Source organism: Burkholderia sp. IT-111MI5 (assembly GCF_949752865.1).
In the GTDB taxonomy this organism is placed as follows: domain Bacteria; phylum Pseudomonadota; class Gammaproteobacteria; order Burkholderiales; family Burkholderiaceae; genus Burkholderia; species Burkholderia pyrrocinia_C.
Genome location: NZ_CATKIF010000011.1, coordinates 1,169,756 through 1,192,396, shown reverse-complemented (window position 1 = coordinate 1,192,396; position 22,641 = coordinate 1,169,756). Strand labels below are relative to the sequence as shown.

Genomic DNA, 22,641 nt, shown 5'->3' with positions numbered 1-22,641 from the left:
GCCGCCAGGCGTTTGCGCGCGGCACGTTGCCCGTTGTCATGCGACCGAGCGGCATCAACGCGTCGCCAGGTTGTCGTGGTTATCGGCCTGCGGCGCCTTCTCGCCGCCATGCGCCGAAATCCCGTGAAGCTCCTTGTTGCGCGCGATCATTTCGGCGGTCGGCGGGTACTGCGTCTTGCTCGTCGGCACGATGCCGTCGTGCTGTGCCTGCTTCAGTTCGTTGACGACCTGCGCGCGGGTCTTGCCCTGCGTTTGTGTCTGCGTCTGCGCGAATGCGGCCTGCGTGGCCAGGCCGAGCGACAGCGTGGCGGTGACGAACAGTGCTGCGAGTTTTGCGGTCTTCATTGAATGCTCTCCTTGACTCGATCTGGGTCGCCGGGTGGCGAACCATGGACCCAGTATGCGAAAGCAGCCGTGCGCCACCGTGATCGGGAGATGAAAAAAACGTCAGATTGCGAAAGGCGGCGGCGCGCCTTGCGTGCTGAGCGGCATGACGCAATCGTCATGTTCGCGTCATGGGTGCGATGAGCGGGAAGCGGAACATGAAGTCTGTCGATGGCTCGCGCGGCCGACGGCATTCGCGCCGTTCGCGACAGCAGCATCGAAAGCGGGCGGTCCTGTTCAGGTTTTCATTCCGGACCGAGAAGTGCATCATCCCGCTCTCCGTTTATCGTTGATCGCAGTCCTGATCGTCCCGTTGCTCGCGGGCTGCGCATCGCCACGTTCCGACACCGGCACGGCCGCGTCGGCCGCCGCACGCAAGCCGGTGCCGGCCGACCTCATGCCCGGCGAGCAGATCGACTATGCCGGGCACCGCTGCGGCAATCCGAACCTGTACGTGAAGACGCATCCGTGCCTGTTTCCGCAACGCAATCCAGCGCCGTGATCGTCTGCCTCGCGACCAAAAAAAGGCCCGGTACTCGATGAGTCCGGGCCTAACGCGTGATCGTGCCGTACGACAGCGATCCGCTGCGTGGATTGGAACAGGCATGGCCCGTTACCGTTCCGATCGTAGCGAAACGACGCATTGTGAGCCTGATCGGAACATGAAATTTTTGTCATGCAAGCGCGAGTGTGCCGCCGTCGCGATCAGAACCGGTGGCGCAACCCGAGATTGACGATGCGTTGCGTGCGCGTGCCGCCGTAGCCATAGGAGCCGATCGACGCCTGCGCCGGTTGCGTGCCGCCGTCGAGCGTGCGCTGTTCCCCGTTCGAGCGTTACCACGCGCCGACCGCATAGCGATCGGTGCGCTTCGACAGCAATCAACGACGAATGTGATTCGCACTGCGATGCAGTGAATGCGTGAACCATGACGAAACCGTCATGCCGGGATCACGATGCCGCACCGCCGCCGGATCAAAGTGAAGGCTCCTGTCACGGATTTCCAGCAAGGAGCGAACGCCATGAACATTCCGCGGCCGATGATCGCCATGACCGTTGCCGCGCTGTCGATCGCGGCCTTCTCGCAGGTCTTTGCAGCGCAAGCGAAGACCCGGCAGGAAGTGCGTCGGGAACTGGTGCGCGCGCGGCACGACGGCGTGATCCCGAGCCCGAATCACGACTATCCGGCGAGCCCGGCGGCCGTCGCGCGCAATCAGGAAATCCGTCGCTCGACGGTTCACCGGGGCGAGAAGGCACCGACGGTCGATGCGCACGACAACCGCTTCGCGGTGCGTTGAGCGTTCATCCACGGCCGGCTGCGGCGACGCGGTTCGGCCGGCTCCACCTCTGAAAGGGAGCGCGCCATGCGCACTATCGCAACAGGAATCGTGCTGGCTGTCTGTTTGATATCGACGGCCGCGATGGCGGCCGGCTGGCCGGAACGTGCGCTGTCGCATGCATCGGCGCATGACGCCGGCCGCCGCGCGAACGAGCGGATGCGCTGCGAGTTCGCGGCCGTGCGGTCGGGCGAGTGGAGCGCGACGTTCACGCGCGGGCAATGCGAGATCGACAACGGCCGGCTGACGTTCGTGCCAGCTGATGCGGGCGGCGAGGTGAAGGTCGCGGAGAAGCGGATCGTGCTGGGCGATGTCCGTACCGCGTCGTATCAGTCGCGCAAGTTGAAGGAACAGCTGCAACTGACGACACGCGACGAAGTGATCGCGCTGAACGTGCTGACCGACGACGGCAGCCGCAAATCGCGCGAGCACGCGATCGACCTGTGGGCCGCGCTGCGCAACGAGGGCGTCACGCCTGTGAACGGTACACGCATCGTCGACACGTATCCGGCGGGCGCGACGACCTGGTAGCCGGCGCGCCCGTTCCGGTCAAAGCTGCGCGAGCGCTTGGTCGAGATCGGCGAGCAGGTCGTCGATATGCTCGATGCCGATCGACAGCCGCACCGTTTCCTCCTTCACGCCGGCCTTCGCGAGCTCGGCCGGCGACAGTTGCCGGTGCGTCGTCGATGCCGGGTGCGTCGCGAGCGACTTCGTATCGCCGATGTTGACGAGCCGGGTGAACAGCTTCAACGCGTCCTGGAACTTCGCGCCGCCGTCGCGGCCGCCCTTCACGCCGAACGTCAGGATGCCCGGCGCGCGGCCCGACAGGTAGCGTGCGACGAGCGGGTGGTCGGGATGATCGGGCAGCCCCGCATAGTTCACCCATTCGACCTGCTCGTGGCGCGCGAGATGCTGCGCGATCTTCAGTGCGTTGTCGCTGATCCGCTCGACGCGCAGCGCGAGCGTTTCGATGCCCTGCAGGATCTGGAATGCGTTGAACGGCGAGATCGCCGCGCCCATGTTGCGCAGCGGCACCACGCGCGCGCGGCCGATATAGGCGGCCGGCCCGAACGCTTCCGTATAGACGACGCCGTGATAGCTGACGTCCGGTTCGTTAAGCCGCTTGAAGCGGTCCGCGTGCTCGGCCCACGGGAACTTGCCCGAATCGACGATCGCGCCGCCGAGGCTCGTGCCGTGCCCGCCGAGATACTTCGTCAGCGAGTGCACGACGATGTCCGCACCGTGCTCGAACGGGCGCAACAGGTACGGCGACGGCACCGTGTTGTCGACGATCAGCGGGATTCCGTGGCGATGCGCGACTTCCGCGAGCGCGGCGATGTCGGTGACGTTGCCGAGCGGGTTGCCGACCGATTCCGCAAAGATCGCCTTCGTGCGCGCGTCGATCAGCGGCTCGAACGACGCGGGGTCGCGCGGATCCGCGAAGCGCGTCGTGATCCCGTATTGCGGCAGCGTATGCGCGAACAGGTTGTAGGTGCCGCCGTACAGCGAACTCGCGGACACGATGTTGTCGCCGGCCTCGGCGATCGTCTGGATCGCATACGTGACGGCGGATTGCCCCGACGCGAGCGCAAGCGCGCCGATGCCGCCCTCGAGCGCGGCGATCCGCTTCTCGAGCACATCCGTCGTCGGGTTCATGATTCGCGTATAGATGTTGCCCTGGACCTTCAGGTCGAACAGGTCGGCGCCGTGCTGCGTGTCGTCGAATGCGTACGCAACGGTCTGGTAGATCGGTACGGCGACCGCGCGCGTGGTCGGGTCGGGACGATAACCGCCGTGCACGGCGATGGTTTCGAGGCGCCAGTTCGAAGAGGCCTGATCGGTCATGGGTGCTCCGTCTGTTGTTGTGAAGTTCGAGAGGTACGGCCGTCCGGCGATTATAGGAGCACGTGTGCCGCTGTCCTTAGAACGAATGGTTTGTTGCTTATGGGGATGCCGCGCATAGAATGCCTTTTTCCGCAGACAGGAGGCGCGCGATGGATCAGGACCAGTGGAATCAGGTAGATGCGTATTTTTCCGCGACGCTCGTGCCGTCCGACGATGCGCTCGATGCCGCGCTGGCGGCCAGCAATGCGGCCGGGCTGCCCGCGATCAACGTCGCGCCGAACCAGGGCAAGCTGCTGCAACTGCTCGCAACGATACGCGGCGCGCGGCGCATCCTCGAGGTCGGCACGCTCGGCGGCTACAGCACGATCTGGCTCGCGCGCGCGTTGCCGCCGGGCGGTACGCTCGTGACGCTCGAACTGAACCCCGAGCATGCGAAGGTCGCGACGCGGAACATCGCGCGCGCCGGGTTCGCGGAGGTCGTGTCGGTGATCGTCGGCGACGCGAAGGACAGCCTCGCGCGGCTCGTCGATGCGGGTGACGCGCCGTTCGATTTCATCTTCATCGATGCGGACAAGGACAACAACCCGGTCTATCTCGACGCGGCGCTGAAGCTGTCGCGGCCCGGTACGGTGATCGTCGTCGACAACGTCGTGCGCGGCGGGCGCGTGGCCGATCCGGACAATCGCGAACCCGATGTGGTCGGCGTGCGGGAAGGCTTTGCGCGTCTCGCGGCCGAGCCGAAGCTCACGACGACGGCCGTGCAGACGGTCGGGCAGAAGGGCTGGGACGGGTTCTCGATTTCGATCGTCGGCGAGTGACGGGATGGCGGTGCGCTAGTTCGTGTCGGGATTCTTGTCGCTGCACTGGTCGGGATCGTCGCGCAGCACGATGCGGCGGATGCGGCCGTTGTCGTAGAACGGCACGTCGGGGCAGAACTTCATGCCGGCGCGGGTTTGCGTGCGTTTCCACGCGACCTTCTCGGTGCGCACGAGCGTCGGCGCGTGGCCGGGCGTGCCCGGCTTCCAGATGTCGATATATACACGCGTCATGGACGGCGAATCGCTCGCGTCGCAGCCTTTCGGGTCGCCCAGCGTTGAACGCAGCCCGGTGTCGGTTTGCTCGATGCGCTGCGGAAACTCGATATACCCGTCGCCGTAACCGGGCATGACGTAGCAATAGCGGCGCGTGTTCCCGTCGAGCACGGGCAGCATGTAGCTGCTGGCCGAGTCGACCTCCTTCACGTCGTTGCTCTGCCAGCGGTAGGTCGTCACGCCGTGCTCGCAGCAACTCGCGCGCCAGCTTGTCCAGACGATCCGGTGCACGGGGTCGAAGTCCGGCGACGTGATTTCCTGTAGTCCTTTCGGCGCATCGACGAAGCGGCGCGTCGTCGGGTTGAAGATCCATGTCTGGTACGGAATGTTCGGACTGGCACCCATCGCTTGCGCGAGCATCAGGTCGGGCCAGCCGTCGAAGTTCACGTCGGCGAATTCAGGCGTGAACACGCTGCAGGTGCCTTGCGAATCGGTCGGCAGCGTTTGCACGAGGCGGCCGTGATCGTAAAGGCGGATCGCGCTGACGTGCGGCACGTCGTTACACGAACCACTGTCGTCGGGCAACTTGTCCGCGACGAGGTGGATGTCGTAGGGGAACGGCCGGCCGTCGCGTTTCGGCGCGAGCGAGACGGGCAGCGTGCGCTTGCCGTCAGGCGAGGTCCACGTGCCGGCAACGGTGCCGTCGGGCGACCCGATGTGCCACGTGCCCGTCACGCGGTCAGCATGCGTCTTCGCACCGTTGTCGCGTTCCGACAGCGTCGTGCCGTGCGAATCGAACGACCCCTTTAGCGCGAGCCGATAGCGTTTGTCGGCCGCGCAGGGCGCATAGCAATACCAGCCGGACATTGCATCGGCGACGCGCGAAAGCGAGACTTCGACGTGCCGGTTGCCGATCGTGCCGATCCAGTTGCGCGACCAGAACGGGAATTCGACTGGGTCGTCGGCGTTCGCTGCACGGGCAGGCAGACACGCGAATGTGGTGACGGCGATCAGCGCGAACGAAAGCGCGAAACGCCAGCCGCGCGATGTGTCGATTGACGGGAGATGCATGGGTCGGTCCTCGGTTTGTTATGGTTTTTTTGGCGTGCATCGGCACGCCACGCGCGTCAGCGGTTTCCCGACGCATCGGCCCGGCGATACAGGCGCGGCCATTGATCCTGCAACAGGCCGTTGCAGGTGCCGTGCGTCGCGATGTCGGCGAGCAGGAAGCGCCGGCCGTCGAAGATCCACGACGCGGTCGAGCCGCAATCGCCGGCACTGCGCAGGCGGACCTTGCTCGACAGCATCGCGCTGGCGGGATCGTAGCCGGCGTCGGTCAGTTCGTTCGCGAACGACGCGGAATCGAGGCCCGCATTCGCGTTCTCGCCGAAGTTCATCGCCGTCGGTGCATACGGCGCCGACCGTCGCACGCGGTACCAAAGGTCGGTGTGGTTATACAGGCTGCTGGTCTGGCACGGTATCGCGACGAGTGCCTCGTCGGCCGAGATCGCCACGGCGCGTGACGCCTTCCTGCGGTCGCCGGCCGACATTTCGTCTTCGACATCGGCCGCGCATTGCTTCGCGTCGGTGCCGAACTTCGCGAGCACGGCATCGACGAGCGGGCGCTGTTCGGCGGCCGACAGGCCGGCGACGGGCGGCGCCGGAACGACGGCGGGCGGTAATGCCGGCGCGGCCGGCACCGACGAAGCGGGCCGGTTGCCGGGGCGCAGCAGCGCCGTGACCGTGCCGACGCGGCCCTGCGTGTCGTCGATCAGCAGCAGCGCGGCATTCAATCCCGACAGCGGCGTGCGCGGCGTTTGCGCCGACGCCGGATCGCCGAAGCTCAGCAGTTGCGCATTACGCGACGCGGCGAGCCATGCGGCAACCGTTGCCGGATCGCTCGTCCGGATTCGGAACGGGTGCGGGTCGTCACTGTCCGGCTTGTCGCCGAACGCATGCCATTGGGCCGGCATCGCGTCGAACGGGCGGCCATCGGTGCGTGCCGTGCGCAGATCCAATGGCGCCGACGCGAAGATGTCGAGCGACGGTTGCGCGTCGGGGCCGGCATCGCGCGTCACGCGCAGGATCAGGCTGGTGCGTGCATCGTCGATATCGTCGGCGTGGCTTTCGGCAATGCAGCGGTTGCCGTTGTCGCAGACGACCGACCAGTTCTTGAAGTCGCGCTCGACCGGCGGCCGCGCGAGCGGGCGTGCCTGTGCGGCGAGCGGAGAAGCGGCGAGGAGGGCGGCGAGGGCAAGCGAAAGGCGGTGCGACATGACGGTTCGTATCGGCTGTGAACGGGCGGGCGGAAGACGTCGGACTGCAAGCGCATCGTCGGCAAGCGGTGCACGTCGCGTGCAGCGGCGCATGACGCGGCGCGCTTTGCAGAACGGGATCAAGTATACCGCCGCAACGGATGGCGTTCGGCGCGACGACGCGTAGTGTGCGGGCACGCACGTTGCTCACCGGCAGCGGGCGGGTGCGTGCAGACGTGGAAACGGCGCGATGCCCACAGGCATCGCGCCGTTCGCCTTTCATCGACCGTCGAGTACGTCGCGCAGGAACGTATCGAGCATCGCCACGTCGCCCCACGGCCGCTTGTATTCGCGATCGTGTTCGGCATCGGCGAGCATCGTCTCGACGAGCGCGTGGATCGCGGGCCGCACTATCCTTTCACGCACACCACCTGGCGCAGCGTATGCACCACTTCCACGAGGCTGCGCTGGGCCGCCATCACCGCGTCGATGTCCTTGTAGGCCATCGGGATTTCGTCGACGACACCCGCGTCCTTCCGGCATTCGACGCCTTGCGTCGCCTTCGCCTGGTCGTCGGCCGTGAAGCGGCGCTTCGCTTCGGTGCGGCTCATCGTTCGTCCCGCGCCGTGGCTGCACGAGCAGAAGCTTTCCGGGTTGCCGAGCCCGCGCACGATGAAGCTCTTCGCCCCCATCGAACCCGGAATGATCCCGAGTTGCCCCTTCTGCGCGGACACCGCGCCCTTGCGCGTCACGAGCACGTCTTCGCCGAAGTGGCGTTCGCGCTGCACGTAGTTGTGGTGGCAGTTCACCGCGTGCTCGTCGACCGCGAACGGCTTGCCGATCACGCCGCGCGCCGCGCCGATCACCGCGTCCATCATCGCCTGCCGGTTACGCCGCGCGTAGTCCTGAGCCCAGCCGACCGCTTCGACGTAATCGTCGAAGTGCCGGCTGCCCTCGGTGAAATACGCGAGGTTGCGGTCCGGCAGGTTCGCGATGTGCTGGCGCATGTCGGCCTGCGCGAGTTCGATGAACAGGCTGCCGATCGCGTTGCCGACGCCGCGCGAACCGCTGTGCAGCATGAACCACACGTGGTCCGCTTCGTCGACGCACACTTCGATGAAGTGATTGCCGGTGCCGAGCGTGCCGAGATGCGCGTAGTGGTTCGTCTTTTCCAGCTTCGGATACTTGTCGACGATCCGCTGGAAACCCGGCAGCAGCGATTTCCACGATTCGGTCACGGCGGCCGGCGTGCGATCGCCCCACGCGCCCGGATCGCGGCGGCCCGGCGCGCGGCCGTGCGGCACCGCGCGTTCGATCGCGCCGCGCAGCCCGGCGAGCGAGTCCGGCAGGTCGGACGCCGTCAGCGTCGTGCGCGCGGCCATCATCCCGCAGCCGATGTCGACGCCGACCGCGGCCGGAATGATCGCGCCCTTCGTCGGAATCACGCTGCCGATCGTCGAGCCCTTGCCGAGGTGCACGTCCGGCATCACCGCGACGTGGCGGAAGATGAACGGCATCTGCGCGGTGTTGCGCAGTTGCGCGCGCGCTTCGTCCTCGACGGCGACGCCTTGCGTCCACATCTTCACCGGCTTGCCGTTCGCCAGTTCCATCAACTGATAATCCATGTCAGTCATTTGCTTCACCTGATTCGTTCATTCGTACGGCGCGGCATACCAGGGCATGACGCTTCCACATATTCTTGTCCTTTTCTTCGATGGCCGCTGGGTGACGCGCATCGTGCGGATCGCGGCGTTACCGCGTGCTCGACGTGTGCCGCGTGTCGGCGAGCCTGTCGGAAGCCGGGCGCACGCTGTTCGCGGTGTCGCGGCAGAGCAAGAAGCAACCGAACGATGCGGATCGGCTGCGCAAGTATCTCGCGCGGTTCGGGCTGGATTGGGAGGGGGTGCGGCAGGCGCTCGAAGCGGCGCGGTGGGCGCAGCGGTGTGGATGCCGCGCGGAGCCGAATGGCCCCGCGCGCACGCGGGCGGGTTCGGTCACGCCGCTGCCGCTGCTGCCTCCCGGAACGGCGCGATGAACGCCCAATCCGGCTGCGCCGCCGCCACATCCGCCAGCCCGCGCGCGAACGCCTGCACCGGCAGCCACGGATACCCGAACGCCGCGTGCAGTGCATCGAGTTTCACCGACTGCGGGTCGTCGATCGTATCCATCCGCGCGATATGAATGTGCAGCGCGGCAACCTGCGCAACGCCTTCGCCATCGCACGCGAACTGCCAGCGATACGTGCCGTGCCCGATCCGCAACGCGCCGTTGTCCTTCTGCCGCATCACGACGAGCCACGGCATTCCGCTTTCGCCATGTTCGTCGACGGCCGGTTCCGTGCAGACGTAATAGGTCCGGCACCGCTCGAACCGCTCGCCGAATTCCTCGACCAGCGTGCGCGCAATGGCCGCCGCGCCCGTCACGCGCGGCGGAAAGTCGATGTCGTCGTTCGCGAGCGAAAAGCACAGATCGGCATCGGCCGCGAAACAGTCGGCGATCAGCGCGGGCCGGTTCAGGTCCTTCGCGCGCAGATAGCATTCGAGCAGCGCGCGAACCTGCGCGGGATGAAGCGGGGAGGGCATGGTCGAGTCTCCAGTAGCGGGTTATCGGGCCGCATGCTCCGGCATGCGTATGCGGTGGATGCACTGCCCGTTTCGGGCTGATGTAATCGAACACGCACTCACACGCGGCAGATCGCGATGATCTCCGCGCTGGTCGCGTCGTCGAACGGCGCGCGTTGCCAGTCGCCGTACCAGTCGGCCGACGAGAATCCGGCGGCCTCCACGCGTGCACGCAGTTCGGGCTGCGCGATGAAGCGCAGCCGGCTCGTGTTCTTCAGCAACATGTCGTCGCGGTGGAAACGGTAGTACGTGTCGAACGTCACGATCGCGTTGTCTACCGCGCGCACCGCATGATGAAGATCGATGACGCCGGATTCGTGCGATTCGACGCTATGTGCCGAATGCTCAGACGTCCATGCGCGCCACGGCTCGACGCGCGGGTTGCGGGTCTCGAACAGGAAGCAACCGCTGTCGGCGAGCACGCGTCGCACGCCGCGCAACGTTGCGTCGATGTCGTCGTCGGTCAGCAGGCACTGGAATGCGTGGCCGGTCATCACGACCGCATCGAACGGCGCGCCCGGCGGCAGATGGCCGAGATCGCAGGCGATCCAGCGTACCGCGTCGGCGCCCGGCTGGCGTCGTGCGTATTCGATCATCGCCGGCGCGGGATCGATCGCGACGACGTCGTGCCCGGCCGCCGCGAGCCGGCGCGCGAACGTGCCGGTGCCGCAGCCGAGATCGAGGATGCGTTGCCGAGCGGCGCCGATCACGGAGGCGTAGAACGCGAAGTCGCGATCGCCCGCATTGAACAGGTCGTAGACCGCGACGAGGCGCGGGTCGGTGTAGAGGGCTTCGCCGGCGGGCGACGCGCGGGACGTCATGCGGCCGCGTGCATCAGCGCTGCTGCACTGCCACGCGCAGCCCGAGCGCGATGAAGATCGAGCCGATGATCTTCCCCTGCCAGCGCGTGAGCCACGTGAGCCGCTTCACGATGCGGCCGAGCGGGCGGATCGAGCACGCGATCAGCGACGTATAGAGCGAGCTGAGCACGACGAAGATCAGCCCGAGCACCGCGAACTGCACGAACGTCGAGCCGCGTTCCGGATGCACGAACTGCGGCATGAACGCGAGGAAGAACAGCGCGGTCTTCGGATTCAGCACTTCGGCGGGAATCGCCTGCAGGTACGCGTTGAGCGGCGTGACGGGCGGCACCGCCGGCAGCGACGGGTCGGACGGTTTGTCGAGCAGCGCGCGCACGCCGAGATAGATCAGGTATGCGGCGCCGATCAGCTTCACGACGTTGAATGCGAGTGCCGACGTCATCAGCAGCGCGGACAGCCCGACCGCCGCGAACAGCGTATGCACGAAGTCGCCGCTCGCGACGCCGAGGCCGGTCAGGATGCCGGTCTTGCGGCCGCCCTGCACGGTGCGGCTCAGCACGAGCAGCACGGCGGGGCCGGGGATCAGGAACAGGCCCAGAACGACGGCCGTGAAGGTGGTCAGCGTGGTCAGGTCGAACATGGCGGCTCCGGCAGGTTGGCGCAGCGGCGGGGGATCGGCGCATTGTATTCGGTTCGGCGCGCGGCCGCAGACGCAGCCCGCGACCGCCCGGCTGCGCCGCTGCCTTTCTGGTATAAGCACGAAACGACGCGCGGGCACGGCGTCCGCTTCCTCCACTGCCTACCGTTTCATGCGCAAGCTTCCACCGACCACCGATCCCGCCGCGGACGCCGACGTCTACCACGTGCCGCGTCCGCTCGTCGTGTTCGGCGGCTCGGTCGTCGAGCCCGAGTGGCGGCTGGAGCGGCACAGCCATCGCCAGGCGCAGTTGCTCTACACGCTGAGCGGCGTCATCTATTGCGAGATCGACGGCGGCGTATGGAGCGCACCGCCGCAATGCACCGTGTGGATTCCGGGCGACGTCCCGCATGCGGCGCGCGGCTCGGCCGGCGCGACCTTCTATGCGGTGCTGGTCGAACCCGATGCCGCGCTGGATTTGCCCGCGCACTGCTGCACGCTGTCGATGTCGCCGCTGCTGCGCGAACTGCTGCTGAAGGCGGCGAGCTTCCCGAACCTGTACGACGTCGACGGCCCGCAGGGGCGGCTGATGGCGACGCTGCTCGACGAACTCGTCGCGGCGCCGGTCGAGGACCTGTACCTGCCGATGCCGACCGACCGCCGGCTGCGCAAGCTGATCGACCATCTGCTCGACGATCCGGCCGACAAGTCGTCGCTGCCCGAACTCGCGCGGTGCGCGGGCATCAGCGAGCGCAGCCTGACGCGGCTCGCGACGAAGGAGCTCGGGATGAGCCTCGGCGACTGGCGCCGGCGGCTGCACGTCGCGCTGTCGCTGCGGATGCTGACGACCGGCCGCCGCGTGCATCAGATCGCGATCGATCTCGGCTACGAGAGCGCGAGCAGCTTCGTGACGATGTTCCGCAAGGCGACCGGCAAGTCGCCGACGCAATTCCTGACCGACCGGCAACGCTGAACGGCCGCTGCGCGCACGCTTGGCCGGAATGAAAAAGCAGTTGGCCGGGATGAAAAATGACGCGGTCGGCCTCGATCCATAAAATGAGAATCGTTCTCATTTGGAGGTCGACATGCAGATCGTCACGACTGAATTTCCGTTTGTCTGGTTGCGTTACAGCGGTTCGACGCACACCGACCCCGCCCACCTGCTCGCCGAACTCGACGCGTTGCTGGCGCGCCGCGAACGCTTCGTTTTTCTGACCGACGACGCGCCGTCCGGCGACGACCGCGGCGCCGGCGATCACGAACTGCGCAAGCAACTCGCGAAGTGGAGCAAGGCCAACCGCGCGCAGTCGCGCGAATGGATCCCCGCGATGATCGCGATCGAGCCTGACGCGCTGCGGCGCGCGGCGCTCGACGCGTTCTCGGGCGCGTTCGAGAAAGTCTGGGGCTATCCGCTGAACGCGGCGGCGACCCGCGACGACGCGCTCGCGCTGGCGCAACGGCTGCTCGACGAACCGGCGCGCGGCGCCGCGGCTGCGAACGGCTGAACCGGCTGAACCGGCCACCGCGCCGGCGGCGCGGCCTTCCTCGACTCGACGTGCATGCACGGCGCACGAATGCGCGCCGCGGCATGCTGCAACCACGCAGGGGTGTCCGGTGGACAATCCGATCCGCGCGATGCGCATCTTCACGCGCATCGTCGAAATGAACAGCTTTACGCGCGCCGCGCAGGCGCTCGGCATTTCGCGCGCGACCGCGACGCGGACCGTGCAGGAGCTCGAAGCGGCGCTCGGCATGCCGCTGCTGGTGCGCACGACGCGCGCGCTGCGTGCGACGCCCGAAGGCGACGCGTATTACCGGCGCTGCCTGCGCATCACGGCTGACGTCGACGAGCTCGAGGCCAGCATCCGCGGCGCCGCGCTGCATCCGAGCGGGCCGCTGCGCGTCGAATTGCCGGGATCGGTGGCGGGCGCGATCGTGCTGCCGGCGCTCGGCGAATTTCATGCGAGGCATCCCGATCTCGTGCTGATGCTCGGCGTGTCCGGGCGCGCGGCCGACATGGTCGGCGACGCGGTCGACTGCAGCATCCGGCTTGGCGCGCTACCCGATTCGTCGCTCGTCGCGCGACGGCTCGGCATGCTCGAGCGTGTGACGTGCGCGAGCCCTGCCTATCTCGACCGCCTAGGAGTCCCGAGCACGCTCGACGATCTCGCCGCGCATCGCGCGGTATGCGGAACGTCCGCTTCCGGTCAGCGCACGGCCGAACTCGATTTCACGGTGGATGGTGCGGTGCGCAAGGTCCGGCTCGACGGCATCGTCAGCGTGGACGACGAGCACGCGTACCTCGCGTGCGGCGTGCACGGCCTCGGGCTGCTCCAGCCGCCGCGTGTCGTCGCGCAGCCGCTGATCGACGCAGGACGATTGCGGGAAGTGCTGCCGCGATGGCGGCCCGATGCGGTCGCCGTGTCGGCCGTCTACGTGAAGCGTCCGCATGTGTCGCCCGGCGTGCGTGCGTTCGTCGACTGGATCGCCGAGCGGTTTGCGCAGGACCGGGAAGGCGTGGTCGTCGCGGGAGCCATGGCGCGACAGCAGGCGCCGGAAGCCGTCGAGATGAACGATCGCGAGGGCAGTCAGGTGGCGATGGCGTGAACGAGGGGCGCTGAACGAGGGGCGGTCAATCGTTCGCGAGATGGAACGCGCCGGCCATGCGCTCCTGCTCGCGGGCGGGCAGCGCGAGTCGCGTCGCAGGATGTAAATATTCTGGCGATTATTCGCGATGTTTCGCCAGAATATTTTCATTCTGATAACCGCCCAGGCGAGGCAAGCCCGTGTGCATCCGGAGCGAAGCGTGACCCGGTACAGAGCGATTCGGCCGTCGAGCGTTGTCCGGGCCGGACGCATGTAGCGACGGCGGCTTGTCCCAGCCTTACGGTTTTCCCTACACCGTCCTCAACCGCCCCAGTTCGTCCGCCAGAAAATCGACGAACGCACGAATCCGCGCGGACATCTGGTGACGCTGCGCGTACACCGCATAGATATCCGCGCTCGGCGTTTCGTAGTCGGGCAGCACGACGACGAGGCGGCCGTCGGCGAGATAGTCGCGGAGGTCCCATTCCGCGCGCATCAGAATGCCGTGCCCGTCGAGCGCCCACTTCACGGCGATCTCGCCGTCGTTCGTCGTCAGGTTGCCGTTGATCCGCACGGCTTCCGTGTGGCGTGCCACGCCGCGTCCGCTCGTCAGGCGCCACACGCCATAGCCCTCGTCACCTTGCCGAATGCCGATGCAGTTGTGCCGTGTCAGGTCGTGCGGCGTGCCGGGCGTCCCGTGCCGCGCGAGATACGCGGGCGCCGCGCACAGCAGCCGGCGGTTCGGCGCGAGCCGCCGCGCGACGACGCGCGTGTCGGGCGGCTCGCCGAAGCGGATGCACACGTCGAACGCGTCGTCGGTGAGCGGCGGCGGCATCACCGACAGCTGCAACTGCACCGACACTTCCGGATAACGCGCGACGAAGCGCGAGATCGCGGGGCCGACGTGGCTGCGCCCGAAGCCGAGCGTTGCGTTCACGCGCAGCAGCCCCTTCGGGCGCTGCTTCGCGCTGCCGAGCAGCTCGCCCAGTTCGTCCATCTGGTCGAGGATCCGGCGCGCGTAGTCGAGATACACGTCGCCTTCGGGCGTCAGCATCATCCGCCGCGTCGTGCGGTTGACGAGCGTCACGCCCGCGCGCCGCTCCATCTGCGTGAGCCGCTTGCTGACGGCCGCCGCGGTCAGCCCGAGTTCGCGCGCGGCCGCGCTCAGGCTGCCCGACGCGGCCAGCGTCGAAAAGAAGCCGAGATCGGCCGGCTGGACGGTATCCGCCATGACGGGATTCGTGAATCGAAGTTAAAGATGCTTTGATTCTAGCGCCGGTTCCTGCACTCCTGGTTCGGTAAAGTGCGTTCACGCTCACGATCAATCGAGGATGTCCGCATGAAGACCTACCGTATCGCAACGATTCCCGGCGACGGCATCGGCAAGGAAGTGGTGCCGGCCGGCAAGCAGGTGCTGGAAGCGCTGGCCCGCGGCAGCGACCGCTTCGCGTTCGAGTTCGAGGATTTCGACTGGGGCGCCGATTACTACCGCCTGCATGGCGCGATGATGCCGGCCGACGGCCTCGACGCGCTGCGCGGCAAGGACGCGATCCTGTTCGGCTCGGCGGGCGACCCCGACGTGCCCGATCACGTGACGCTGTGGGGGCTGCGCCTGAAGATCTGCCAAGGCTTCGACCAGTACGCGAACGTGCGCCCGACGCGCATCCTGCCCGGCATCGACGCGCCGCTGAAGCGCTGCGGGCCGGACGACCTGAACTGGGTCATCGTCCGCGAGAACTCCGAGGGCGAATACGCGGGCGTCGGCGGCCGCGTGCACCAGGGCCATCCGATCGAAGCCGCGACCGACGTGTCGATCCTCACGCGCGCCGGCGTCGAACGCATCATGCGCTTCGCGTTCCGGCTCGCGCAGTCGCGTCCGCGCAAGCTGCTGACCGTGATCACGAAGAGCAACGCGCAGCGGCACGCGATGGTGATGTGGGACGAGATCGCGAAGCAGATCGCGCAGGAATTCCCCGACGTCACGTGGGACAAGGAGCTCGTCGACGCGGCGACCGCGCGCATGGTCAACCGGCCGGCGTCGCTCGACACGATCGTCGCGACCAACCTGCACGCGGACATCCTCAGCGATCTCGCCGCCGCGCTCGCCGGCAGCCTCGGCATCGCGCCGACCGGCAACATCGATCCCGAACGCCGTTATCCGTCGATGTTCGAGCCGATCCACGGCTCCGCGTTCGACATCATGGGCCAGGGGCTCGCGAATCCGGTCGGCACGTTCTGGTCGGTCGTGATGCTGCTCGAGCATCTCGGCGAGGCGGAAGCCGCGGCGCGCGTGATGCAGGCGATCGAGGCCGTGACGGCCGACCCGTCGCTGCATACGCGGGACCTCGGCGGCAGCGCGACGACCGCGCAGGTGACGGCGGCTGTCTGCGAGCGCGTCGCGAACGCGGCGGTCGCGGCCTGACGATCGGGGCGGCGCTGCGTATGCGCAGCCGGTAGCCGGCCGCCACCCATTCGTCATCCTATCGGTTTCTTATGCCCGCGACTCGCGCATCCGACGCGAGCCGGGCGCCGGCCCGCGCGCTTCGTCGCGGTGCAGGCGAGTATTCACGGACAGAGCACGGCTCGACCTCGAAGGAGGAGACACATGCAAGCGGATCTGGAAACCCGCGTCGCGCGGAAACTGATGTGGCGCATCATTCCGTTCGTGATGCTGCTTTACTTCGTCAGCTTTCTCGATCGCGTCAACGTCGGCTTTGCCGCGATGACGATGAACAAGGCGATCGGCCTGTCGCCGACCGCGTTCGGGTTCGGCGGCGGCCTGTTCTTCATCGGCTACTTTCTGTTCGAAGTGCCGTCCAACCTGATCCTCCACCGCGTCGGCGCGCGCATCTGGATCGCGCGCGTGATGATCACGTGGGGCCTCGTGTCGGCGGTATCCGCGTTCGCTGTCGGGCCGACCAGCTTCTATGTGTTGCGCTTTCTGCTCGGCGTGGCCGAAGCCGGATTCTTCCCCGGCATCATCCTGTATCTCAGCCTGTGGTTCCCCGCGAAGCAGCGCGCGGTGGCCGCCGCGTGGTTCATGGCGGCCGCGCCGATCTCGACCGCGATCGGCTCGCCGCTGTCGGGCGCGATCATGCAGATGCCGCCGATGTTCGGGCTCGCCGACTGGCAGATGCTGTACATCGTCGAAGCGCTGCCGGCGGTCGTGCTTGGCTTCGTCGTGCTGAAGTGCCTGACCGATGCGCCGTCGAAGGCCGCATGGCTGCGGCAGGACGAGCGCGACTGGCTGATCGCGAAGCTGAAGGCCGAGGCGGATATGCGTCACACGCATGCCGGGCATACGGCCGGCGCGTGGCAGGCGCTGCGCGACCCGCGCGTGCTGGCGCTCGCGCTGATCTACTTCGGCACGTCGGCGGGGCTGTATACGCTCGGGCTGTGGGCGCCGCTGATGGTCAAGCAGTTCGGCTTCACCGCATTGCAGACGGGCTTGCTGACCGGCATCCCCAGCATCGCCGCGGTCGTCGCGATGATCGGGTGGGCGCGGCACTCGGATCGCACCGGCGAGCGCACGTGGCACGTCGTGATTCCGTGCGTGCTCGCGTGCATCGGCTTCGTGTTCGCGGGGCAGGCGAGCACCGCGCTACTGACCGTGCTCGCGCTGGTCGTCGTCAACATCGGGATCAGCGCGGCGAAGGCGCCGCTGTGGGCGATGCCGAGCGCGTTCCTGTCGGGCGCCGGTGCGGCCGCGGGGATCGCGATGATCAACTCGATCGGCAATCTCGGCGGGTTCGTCGGGCCGTTCGCGATCGGCTGGCTGAAGCATGTGACGGGCGGGTATGCGGCGGGGCTTTATGTGGTGGCGGGCACGCTCGCGGTGTCGGCGGTCGTCACGCTGATGCTGAGCCGGAAGGGGGCGCGGGAGCAGGTCGTGGCGGGGGCGCGGCCGCATCATTGAAGGCGGCGCGCGTCCGCGAACATGCATCCGGACGCGCAGGCTGCGCGGTCACGACGGTGAGCGCGCGCGGATTCGCCGGCCGGGGCATTGCTTACGCATGGAACCAGAACCACAAGCCCGGAATGCAGAGCAGAAGGTGCAGCGGGATCGCGACACGGAATGATGCTCGTGGAGGTTGGTCAGGTTTTGGCGCGTCGGCCGCGAGGCAACCGATGCCGACGGCAAGCGCCAGGACGGAGACGGCGGCCATGCTCCGCAGGCCGAAGCCGAGAACGCCGACGCCTGCGTAGGGATCGGCCATCGAGCTGGCGTAGCCGTAGCACATCACCATCGCAATGATTTCAATGACCGCGAGCCACGCGATGATAGAGCCGCATCGTGTCGTCATGTTGTCTCCGGTGTCGTTCCCGGTTGGCGAAAAATCCCGAGGATACACGGGACTGCGGTGAGGTTCTTCGCGACGGTGCACGGCCGAAGCGGCCGCGTCAATGTGCGGGAAGCGCCGCGCGGCGTGTGATCTCCGTCGCACACGCATCGGCCGACGCGTTCGACGTATCGATCACGCAATCGCTGAACGCGCGCGCCGCATACCCTTCGCGATACATCTCGGCGATACGCTGCCGCTCCCAATCCGTCAGTGCGCGCGTGCCGCGATTCGAAGCCGCGACCGCTTCGGGCGGCGCGAGCGTCACGACGAACAGGCGCGCAGCGCGTGCGTCGCAGGCGGCGCGCAGCCGTTCGAATTCCGCGTCGCCGATCGGATAGGCGATCACCAGATGGCGTTCGCACGCCTGCGTGATTTGCGTGACGAGACGCTCCAGCGCGATCGCCCACTGAACGTCGAACGGTGCGTCTTCGGGCGCATCGTGATCGTCGCCGTCGATGAAGCGCGCCTCGGGCAGCGCGCGTGCGAGTGCGCGGCCGATCGTCGTCTTGCCGCTGTTGATCGGGCCGTTCAGGTGGATGACGGTGAGAGGCGGGTTCGATGCAGGAATCATGATGGCGTGCTTGATCGGAACGCCTGCATTGTGCCTTGGCGTGAAATATATTTGTAATGTCGGCGGCGAAGCGATTAGAGAAATTATTCGATTAAGCACCCTAAAGAAAATCGCGGCGTCGCCGTTACCCTTCCTCGGTAGCACACAAAAGTATTACTAAAGCAGTACGACCACACGACCAGACAACCGAGGGCGCACGGCCGGCGAAGCCGTGCGCGGGATCAGAATGGGATGCACCGATTCGATGGGGCGCGCAGGCATCGGGGGCCGGCGCGTGCTGTGTCTTTGCCTTGCCGCAGCGGGACTTCTGCCGCATTGCGCCGCCGCCGCGGGGATCGTCCCGGACGGCGGCACGCCCACGAGCGTATCGATTGCGCCGAACGGCCGGCAGCTCGTCAATCTTGCACCTGCGGTCGCCGGCGTATCGAGCAACACGTATTCGTCGTTCAACGTGACGGCCGCCGGCGCCACGCTGAACAACGTCGGCATCAACGCGCGCACGATCGTCAACCAGGTGACGAGCACGAACCGGAGCCTGATCGAAGGCGAGATCGCCGTGGCGGGCCCGCGTGCGAACGTCGTGCTGGCCAATCCGAACGGCATCACGATCAACGGCGGCTCGTTCGTCAATACGGGGCACGTCGCGCTGTCCACCGGCAACGTGAGCTTCAACGATCTGCAGATCGCGCCCGGCGTGATTCAGCGCAACGTCGTGCTCGATACGTCGACCGGGACGATCGTCGTCGGTCCGGGAGGCTTGGCCGGCGCGCTGATCGGCCTGGATCTGATCGCGAAGAACATCATCGTGGACGGCGCGATCGACAACACGTTTTCGTCGGCGACGGCCGGCGTGCGCCTGCTGGCCGGCCGCAGCCGGGTCGAGCTGAACACGGGGCTGTCGCCGACCGACAATGCCAACGACTGGCTCGCGCGCACCGCGACGACGAACCCGGACACCGGATCGTCCTATGCGATCGACATCACCGCTGCGGGCAGCGTGGCGAGCGGGCGCGTGCAACTGATCGTCACGGATCGCGGCCCCGGCGTGCGCAGCGCCGGCGCGATGAACGCGTCGCTCGGCGATTTCACGCTGACGTCGAACGGCAACGTCGAGATGTCCCATGCCAAGGTCAACGTCGCGCACGACTTCGACGTTACCGCGCAGGGCGGCATCACGTTGACGAACACCGAAATGAAGGCGAACGCCGGCCACGCCAGCCTGTCCGCCGCCGACGCAATCGCGTTGACCGGCAGCAGCCTGCTGGCATCCGGCAGCGTGAAGCTGAGCGGTGCGGGGATCGCACTGAACCCCGACGATGCGATGACGGGCTCGACCGTCGCATCGTCGCAAAGCGGCGTGGTGCTCAAGAGCACGGCAGACATCGTGAATGTCGGCTCGCTCGTGCAGGGGCAGGCCGCGATCGACGCGGATGCCGATTCGGCGGGCGCGGTGACGCTGAACGCGGCCGGCCGCATTCTGAACCAATCGACGCCGCAGACGCGCATCGGCATCCTGTTCGGCGTGAAGGGCGATGTATCGCTGACCGCCGGCGCCGATATTGTCAATCAGAATGCGCGGATCCTGTCGAACCGGAACGTCAGCATCGACGCGGGCGGCGATCTGCAAAACATCGTCGACCACAGCACCGGCGTGCAGAACGGCGCGGTGGTCGGATTCTCCGAACAGGGCAGCCGCTTCCTGTTCTTCCGGCATCGCAGCGACGGCTTCAGCGTCGACTACGGGGCACTGGCCGACGCATCGAAACTCGCCTACATCACGGCCGACGCGGGCAACGTGACCGTGCGCGCCGCGAACGTGACGAATATCGGCGGATCGATCCTGTCGAACGGCGGCGCGATCGACATCGCCGCGCGCGACAACATCCTGACGCAAGCGATCTTCACGGGCCAGGCATCGTACCGGCGCTCGTGCTTCGTGTTCTGCCGCGCGAGCGCGTCGTCGAGCGTGCAGGCGTTCGGCGGCGTGATCGAAGCCAAGGCCGACATCCTGCTGAAAGCCGGTACGCAGATCACGAACACCGGTGGAACGGTGCTGGCGCTCGGCGCATTGACGCTCGACGCGCCGAGAACGCTCGCGCAGGGGGTGCCCGGCTACACCGTGATCAACCGCAACCACGACCTGAAGGCATGGTTCGGCAATCGCTGGGCGGCCATCTATGCGGCCGACACCGGCGGACTCTTCACCGGCGGAACCGGCAAGGTGCGCGTGACCGGCGAGGCCGACATCGAAGGCGGCGGGTACAGCGCGCCGGAAGGTGTCCTGGCCGCCGGCGGCGTCGTCACGATTCGGCCGCCGCATCGCGATCTCGTGACGGTCGGCAACGGCAACCACATGGGCCTCGTATCGTGGTTCGGGCTGTGATGTTGCGTATGCCGTCCCGCGCGGCCGCAGTGGTTGCGCTGATGAGCGGCGCGGCGTCGCCTTGCGCGCATGCACAGCTCGCGGGTGCGCCGCCAGCCGGCCCGCTGCCGGGTCTCGGCGCGCTTCCGCCCGGGTTCGCGGTTCCGCGTGCGGAACAGGACCCCGCGCAGCGTCTGCTCCAGGAGCAGCGCGACCGGCAGCGCCGAGATGAAATCGCGCAGCCTCCGGCGCAGATCGCATTGCCCGATCAACCGACAGCGCCCGACCTGCCGCCAGGCGCCGACGTCGACACTCTGCCGGATGTCGCGCCGACGTTCCTGATCGAGCGGATCGAATTCACCGGCGACACGATCCTCGGGCAGCCCGAACTGGACCGTATCGCGGCGCCGTTCATCGGCAGGCAACTCGGGCGCAACCGGATCAATCTGCTGCTGCGCCGGCTGACCGAAGCGTTCATCTCACGCGGCTACATCACGACGCGTGCGTATCTCGGGCCGCAGAATCTCGCGTCCGGCACGCTGAAGATCAACCTCGTCCCCGGTCGCGTGGCTGCATTGACGCTGAACGGCAAGCCGCTGAGGCCGCGCGACCCGGACGAGAGGTGGTACGAGGTGCGCGGCGGCGGGCTGCTGACCGAAGCCGGCACGGCGTGGGCATTCGCCAGCACGCCGGGCGACGTGCTGCGCCTGCCCGATCTGGAGCAGGGCGTCGATCAGATCAACCGGTTGCGGCGCAATCAGGCCGAGATCCGGATCCTGCCGGGCGAAGCGCCAGGCGATTCGATCGTCGCGATTTCGAACCGCTACGGCGACCGTTTGCATTACGGCTTCGGCATCGACAACTACGGCAGCTCGCAGACCGGCACGATGCGCTATCGGGCCGGCGTCGAAGCCGACAACGTGATCGGGCTGCAGGAATCGCTGTCGTTCAGCTACGTCGGGACGAAGGACACGAATGCAATCGTGTTTTCCGCGGCGGTGCCGTACGGGTATCAGACCTTCAGCTACACGGCGTCGATGTCCGAGTACCAGCAAGCGATCGGCGACGTCGCGCTGCTCGCGGGGCGCACGTTCAGCCAGATGCTCGGCTGGAACGACGTGCTCGTGCGCTCACCGCGCGGGCGCCTGAGCATCGACGTGACGCTCAACAAACTGCGCACGGAGCGCGACGTGAATGGCATTCCGCTGTCGCCGCAGAACCTGACGGTGTTGCGCGTCGCGCTGAATGGGCTGTCCCGGTTCGTCATGCGCGATCAGGGCGCTGCCGCGACGTGGGACGTCGGCGTATCGCAGGGCCTGCCGTGGCTCGCGGCCAGCCACGACGCATCGGAGATCGGCATCGACGATGCGCACAGCCAGTTCACGAAGCTCGACGCGACCGGCACGCTGCAGTTCGCGCTCGGCAATCTCGCCGGCTCCGCGTGGGCCTATCGCGGCACGCTGCGCGCGCAGTACAGCCGCGTTGCGCTGTTCGGCAACGAGCAGATATTTCTCGGCGGCATGGGCTCGGTCCGCGGGTTTACCGAAGGCGGGATCGCGGGCGACAGCGGCGTGTTCGCGCGCAACGAGTTCGCATGGCAGAACGTGCCCGCATGGCATGACGCACGCATCGAACCCTACGTGTTTCTGGACGGCGGCAAGACCCATCTGAATGCGCAGGGCGGCTGGCCGACGCTCGTGGGAACGGGCGTCGGCACGCGCGCGCAATGGCGCCTGAAAAGCGGGACCGTGTCGGCCGAAGTGCTGGTCGGGCAGGCGCTCGCGCAACCGGCCGCACTCGGCAAGAAGGCCACCGTGCTGCTGGCAACACTCAACTGGACGGACTGATGG

Annotated in this window: 22 protein-coding genes and 3 pseudogenes; 12 read left to right on the top strand and 13 right to left on the bottom strand. The window is 67.2% G+C overall.

Annotated elements, in window-relative coordinates:
- Positions 1–54 precede the first annotated feature (54 nt).
- Entirely contained in the window at positions 55–345 is a 291-nt protein-coding gene (locus ACM6JT_RS13620; RefSeq protein ID WP_414856650.1) for a DUF4148 domain-containing protein, read from the bottom strand.
- A 145-nt stretch (positions 346–490) separates the two neighbouring features.
- Here ACM6JT_RS13620 and ACM6JT_RS13615 point away from each other — a divergent pair, with 145 nt between their 5' ends.
- Complete coding sequence (locus ACM6JT_RS13615) at positions 491–886, top strand: hypothetical protein (RefSeq protein ID WP_414856649.1); 396 nt, start codon at positions 491–493, stop codon at positions 884–886.
- A 203-nt stretch (positions 887–1,089) separates the two neighbouring features.
- Here the strand turns inward: ACM6JT_RS13615 and ACM6JT_RS13610 are convergent.
- Positions 1,090–1,263 (bottom strand): annotated as a pseudogene (locus tag ACM6JT_RS13610) (porin); the annotation flags it as partial.
- A 141-nt stretch (positions 1,264–1,404) separates the two neighbouring features.
- Here ACM6JT_RS13610 and ACM6JT_RS13605 point away from each other — a divergent pair.
- Positions 1,405–1,680, top strand: coding sequence for a DUF4148 domain-containing protein (locus ACM6JT_RS13605; protein ID WP_414856740.1), 276 nt, complete (start codon positions 1,405–1,407; stop codon positions 1,678–1,680).
- 66 nt (positions 1,681–1,746) lie between these two features.
- The gene (locus tag ACM6JT_RS13600) at positions 1,747–2,250 is read left to right on the top strand and encodes a hypothetical protein (protein WP_414856648.1); all 504 of its coding nucleotides are present in this window, start codon (positions 1,747–1,749) and stop codon (positions 2,248–2,250) included.
- A gap of 18 nt (positions 2,251–2,268) precedes the next feature.
- Here ACM6JT_RS13600 and ACM6JT_RS13595 read toward each other — a convergent pair whose 3' ends face one another.
- Positions 2,269–3,564 (bottom strand): O-acetylhomoserine aminocarboxypropyltransferase/cysteine synthase family protein, encoded by a 1,296-nt coding sequence (locus ACM6JT_RS13595; RefSeq protein ID WP_034182123.1) that lies wholly within the window; start codon positions 3,562–3,564, stop codon positions 2,269–2,271.
- 149 nt (positions 3,565–3,713) lie between these two features.
- On the opposite strand from ACM6JT_RS13595, the gene ACM6JT_RS13590 reads away from it, so the two are divergent.
- Positions 3,714–4,382 carry an O-methyltransferase gene (locus ACM6JT_RS13590; RefSeq protein WP_414856647.1) on the top strand — a complete coding sequence of 223 codons (669 nt, stop codon included), beginning with the start codon at positions 3,714–3,716 and terminating at the stop codon, positions 4,380–4,382.
- Between the two features lie 15 nt (positions 4,383–4,397).
- On the opposite strand, the gene ACM6JT_RS13585 is transcribed toward ACM6JT_RS13590, so the two are convergent.
- The 4 genes and pseudogenes from ACM6JT_RS13585 to ACM6JT_RS13570 form a co-directional block, all read right to left on the bottom strand.
- On the bottom strand, positions 4,398–5,666 hold the full coding sequence (locus ACM6JT_RS13585; RefSeq protein ID WP_414856646.1) for an XAC2610-related protein: 1,269 nt from the start codon (positions 5,664–5,666) through the stop codon (positions 4,398–4,400).
- 56 nt (positions 5,667–5,722) lie between these two features.
- Positions 5,723–6,871, bottom strand: coding sequence for a DUF1176 domain-containing protein (locus tag ACM6JT_RS13580; protein ID WP_414856645.1), 1,149 nt, complete (start codon positions 6,869–6,871; stop codon positions 5,723–5,725).
- Positions 6,872–7,129: 258 nt separating this feature from the next.
- Positions 7,130–7,258, bottom strand: a pseudogene (locus ACM6JT_RS13575) (nucleotidyltransferase); the annotation flags it as partial.
- A 2-nt stretch (positions 7,259–7,260) separates the two neighbouring features.
- Entirely contained in the window at positions 7,261–8,484 is a 1,224-nt protein-coding gene (locus tag ACM6JT_RS13570; RefSeq protein ID WP_407971598.1) for an RtcB family protein, read from the bottom strand.
- Positions 8,485–8,606: 122 nt separating this feature from the next.
- On the opposite strand from ACM6JT_RS13570, the pseudogene ACM6JT_RS13565 reads away from it, so the two are divergent.
- A pseudogene (locus ACM6JT_RS13565) lies at positions 8,607–8,771 on the top strand (sigma 54-dependent transcriptional regulator); the annotation flags it as partial.
- A 73-nt stretch (positions 8,772–8,844) separates the two neighbouring features.
- On the opposite strand, the gene ACM6JT_RS13560 reads toward ACM6JT_RS13565, so the two are convergent.
- From ACM6JT_RS13560 to ACM6JT_RS13550, 3 genes are all read right to left on the bottom strand, one after another.
- Positions 8,845–9,432 carry a nuclear transport factor 2 family protein gene (locus tag ACM6JT_RS13560; RefSeq protein WP_414856644.1) on the bottom strand — a complete coding sequence of 196 codons (588 nt, stop codon included), beginning with the start codon at positions 9,430–9,432 and terminating at the stop codon, positions 8,845–8,847.
- Positions 9,433–9,530: 98 nt separating this feature from the next.
- A complete protein-coding gene (locus ACM6JT_RS13555) occupies positions 9,531–10,292 on the bottom strand; it encodes a class I SAM-dependent methyltransferase (RefSeq protein WP_414856643.1) in 762 nt (253 codons plus the stop codon).
- A 13-nt stretch (positions 10,293–10,305) separates the two neighbouring features.
- Positions 10,306–10,932: a LysE family translocator gene (locus tag ACM6JT_RS13550; RefSeq protein ID WP_105389673.1), complete on the bottom strand. Its 627-nt coding sequence runs from the start codon at positions 10,930–10,932 to the stop codon at positions 10,306–10,308.
- A gap of 169 nt (positions 10,933–11,101) precedes the next feature.
- On the opposite strand from ACM6JT_RS13550, the gene ACM6JT_RS13545 reads away from it, so the two are divergent.
- From ACM6JT_RS13545 to ACM6JT_RS13535, 3 genes are all read left to right on the top strand, one after another.
- Positions 11,102–11,902 carry an AraC family transcriptional regulator gene (locus tag ACM6JT_RS13545; protein ID WP_034182130.1) on the top strand — a complete coding sequence of 267 codons (801 nt, stop codon included), beginning with the start codon at positions 11,102–11,104 and terminating at the stop codon, positions 11,900–11,902.
- Between the two features lie 112 nt (positions 11,903–12,014).
- Positions 12,015–12,434, top strand: a complete 420-nt coding sequence (locus ACM6JT_RS13540; RefSeq protein ID WP_034182131.1) for an ATP--cob(I)alamin adenosyltransferase — start codon at positions 12,015–12,017, stop codon at positions 12,432–12,434.
- Between the two features lie 109 nt (positions 12,435–12,543).
- Positions 12,544–13,536 (top strand): LysR family transcriptional regulator, encoded by a 993-nt coding sequence (locus ACM6JT_RS13535; RefSeq protein ID WP_414856642.1) that lies wholly within the window; start codon positions 12,544–12,546, stop codon positions 13,534–13,536.
- Between the two features lie 289 nt (positions 13,537–13,825).
- On the opposite strand, the gene ACM6JT_RS13530 is transcribed toward ACM6JT_RS13535, so the two are convergent.
- Positions 13,826–14,746, bottom strand: coding sequence for a LysR substrate-binding domain-containing protein (locus ACM6JT_RS13530; RefSeq protein ID WP_414856641.1), 921 nt, complete (start codon positions 14,744–14,746; stop codon positions 13,826–13,828).
- Positions 14,747–14,854: 108 nt separating this feature from the next.
- On the opposite strand from ACM6JT_RS13530, the gene ACM6JT_RS13525 reads away from it, so the two are divergent.
- Together ACM6JT_RS13525 and ACM6JT_RS13520 are read left to right on the top strand one after the other, a co-directional pair.
- On the top strand, positions 14,855–15,937 hold the full coding sequence (locus tag ACM6JT_RS13525; RefSeq protein ID WP_414856640.1) for a tartrate dehydrogenase: 1,083 nt from the start codon (positions 14,855–14,857) through the stop codon (positions 15,935–15,937).
- A gap of 183 nt (positions 15,938–16,120) precedes the next feature.
- On the top strand, positions 16,121–17,431 hold the full coding sequence (locus ACM6JT_RS13520; protein ID WP_243566170.1) for an MFS transporter: 1,311 nt from the start codon (positions 16,121–16,123) through the stop codon (positions 17,429–17,431).
- A 91-nt stretch (positions 17,432–17,522) separates the two neighbouring features.
- Here ACM6JT_RS13520 and ACM6JT_RS13515 read toward each other — a convergent pair whose 3' ends face one another.
- The gene (locus ACM6JT_RS13515; RefSeq protein ID WP_034182138.1) at positions 17,523–17,819 is read right to left on the bottom strand and encodes a hypothetical protein; all 297 of its coding nucleotides are present in this window, start codon (positions 17,817–17,819) and stop codon (positions 17,523–17,525) included.
- Between the two features lie 97 nt (positions 17,820–17,916).
- Positions 17,917–18,429, bottom strand: a complete 513-nt coding sequence (locus tag ACM6JT_RS13510) for a shikimate kinase (protein WP_414856639.1) — start codon at positions 18,427–18,429, stop codon at positions 17,917–17,919.
- 226 nt (positions 18,430–18,655) lie between these two features.
- On the opposite strand from ACM6JT_RS13510, the gene ACM6JT_RS13505 reads away from it, so the two are divergent.
- Positions 18,656–20,812: a filamentous hemagglutinin N-terminal domain-containing protein gene (locus ACM6JT_RS13505; protein ID WP_414856638.1), complete on the top strand. Its 2,157-nt coding sequence runs from the start codon at positions 18,656–18,658 to the stop codon at positions 20,810–20,812.
- Complete coding sequence (locus tag ACM6JT_RS13500) at positions 20,812–22,638, top strand: ShlB/FhaC/HecB family hemolysin secretion/activation protein (protein WP_414856739.1); 1,827 nt, start codon at positions 20,812–20,814, stop codon at positions 22,636–22,638. Before ACM6JT_RS13505 ends, ACM6JT_RS13500 begins: the two co-directional genes overlap by 1 nt.
- The last annotated feature ends 3 nt before the right edge of the window (positions 22,639–22,641 follow it).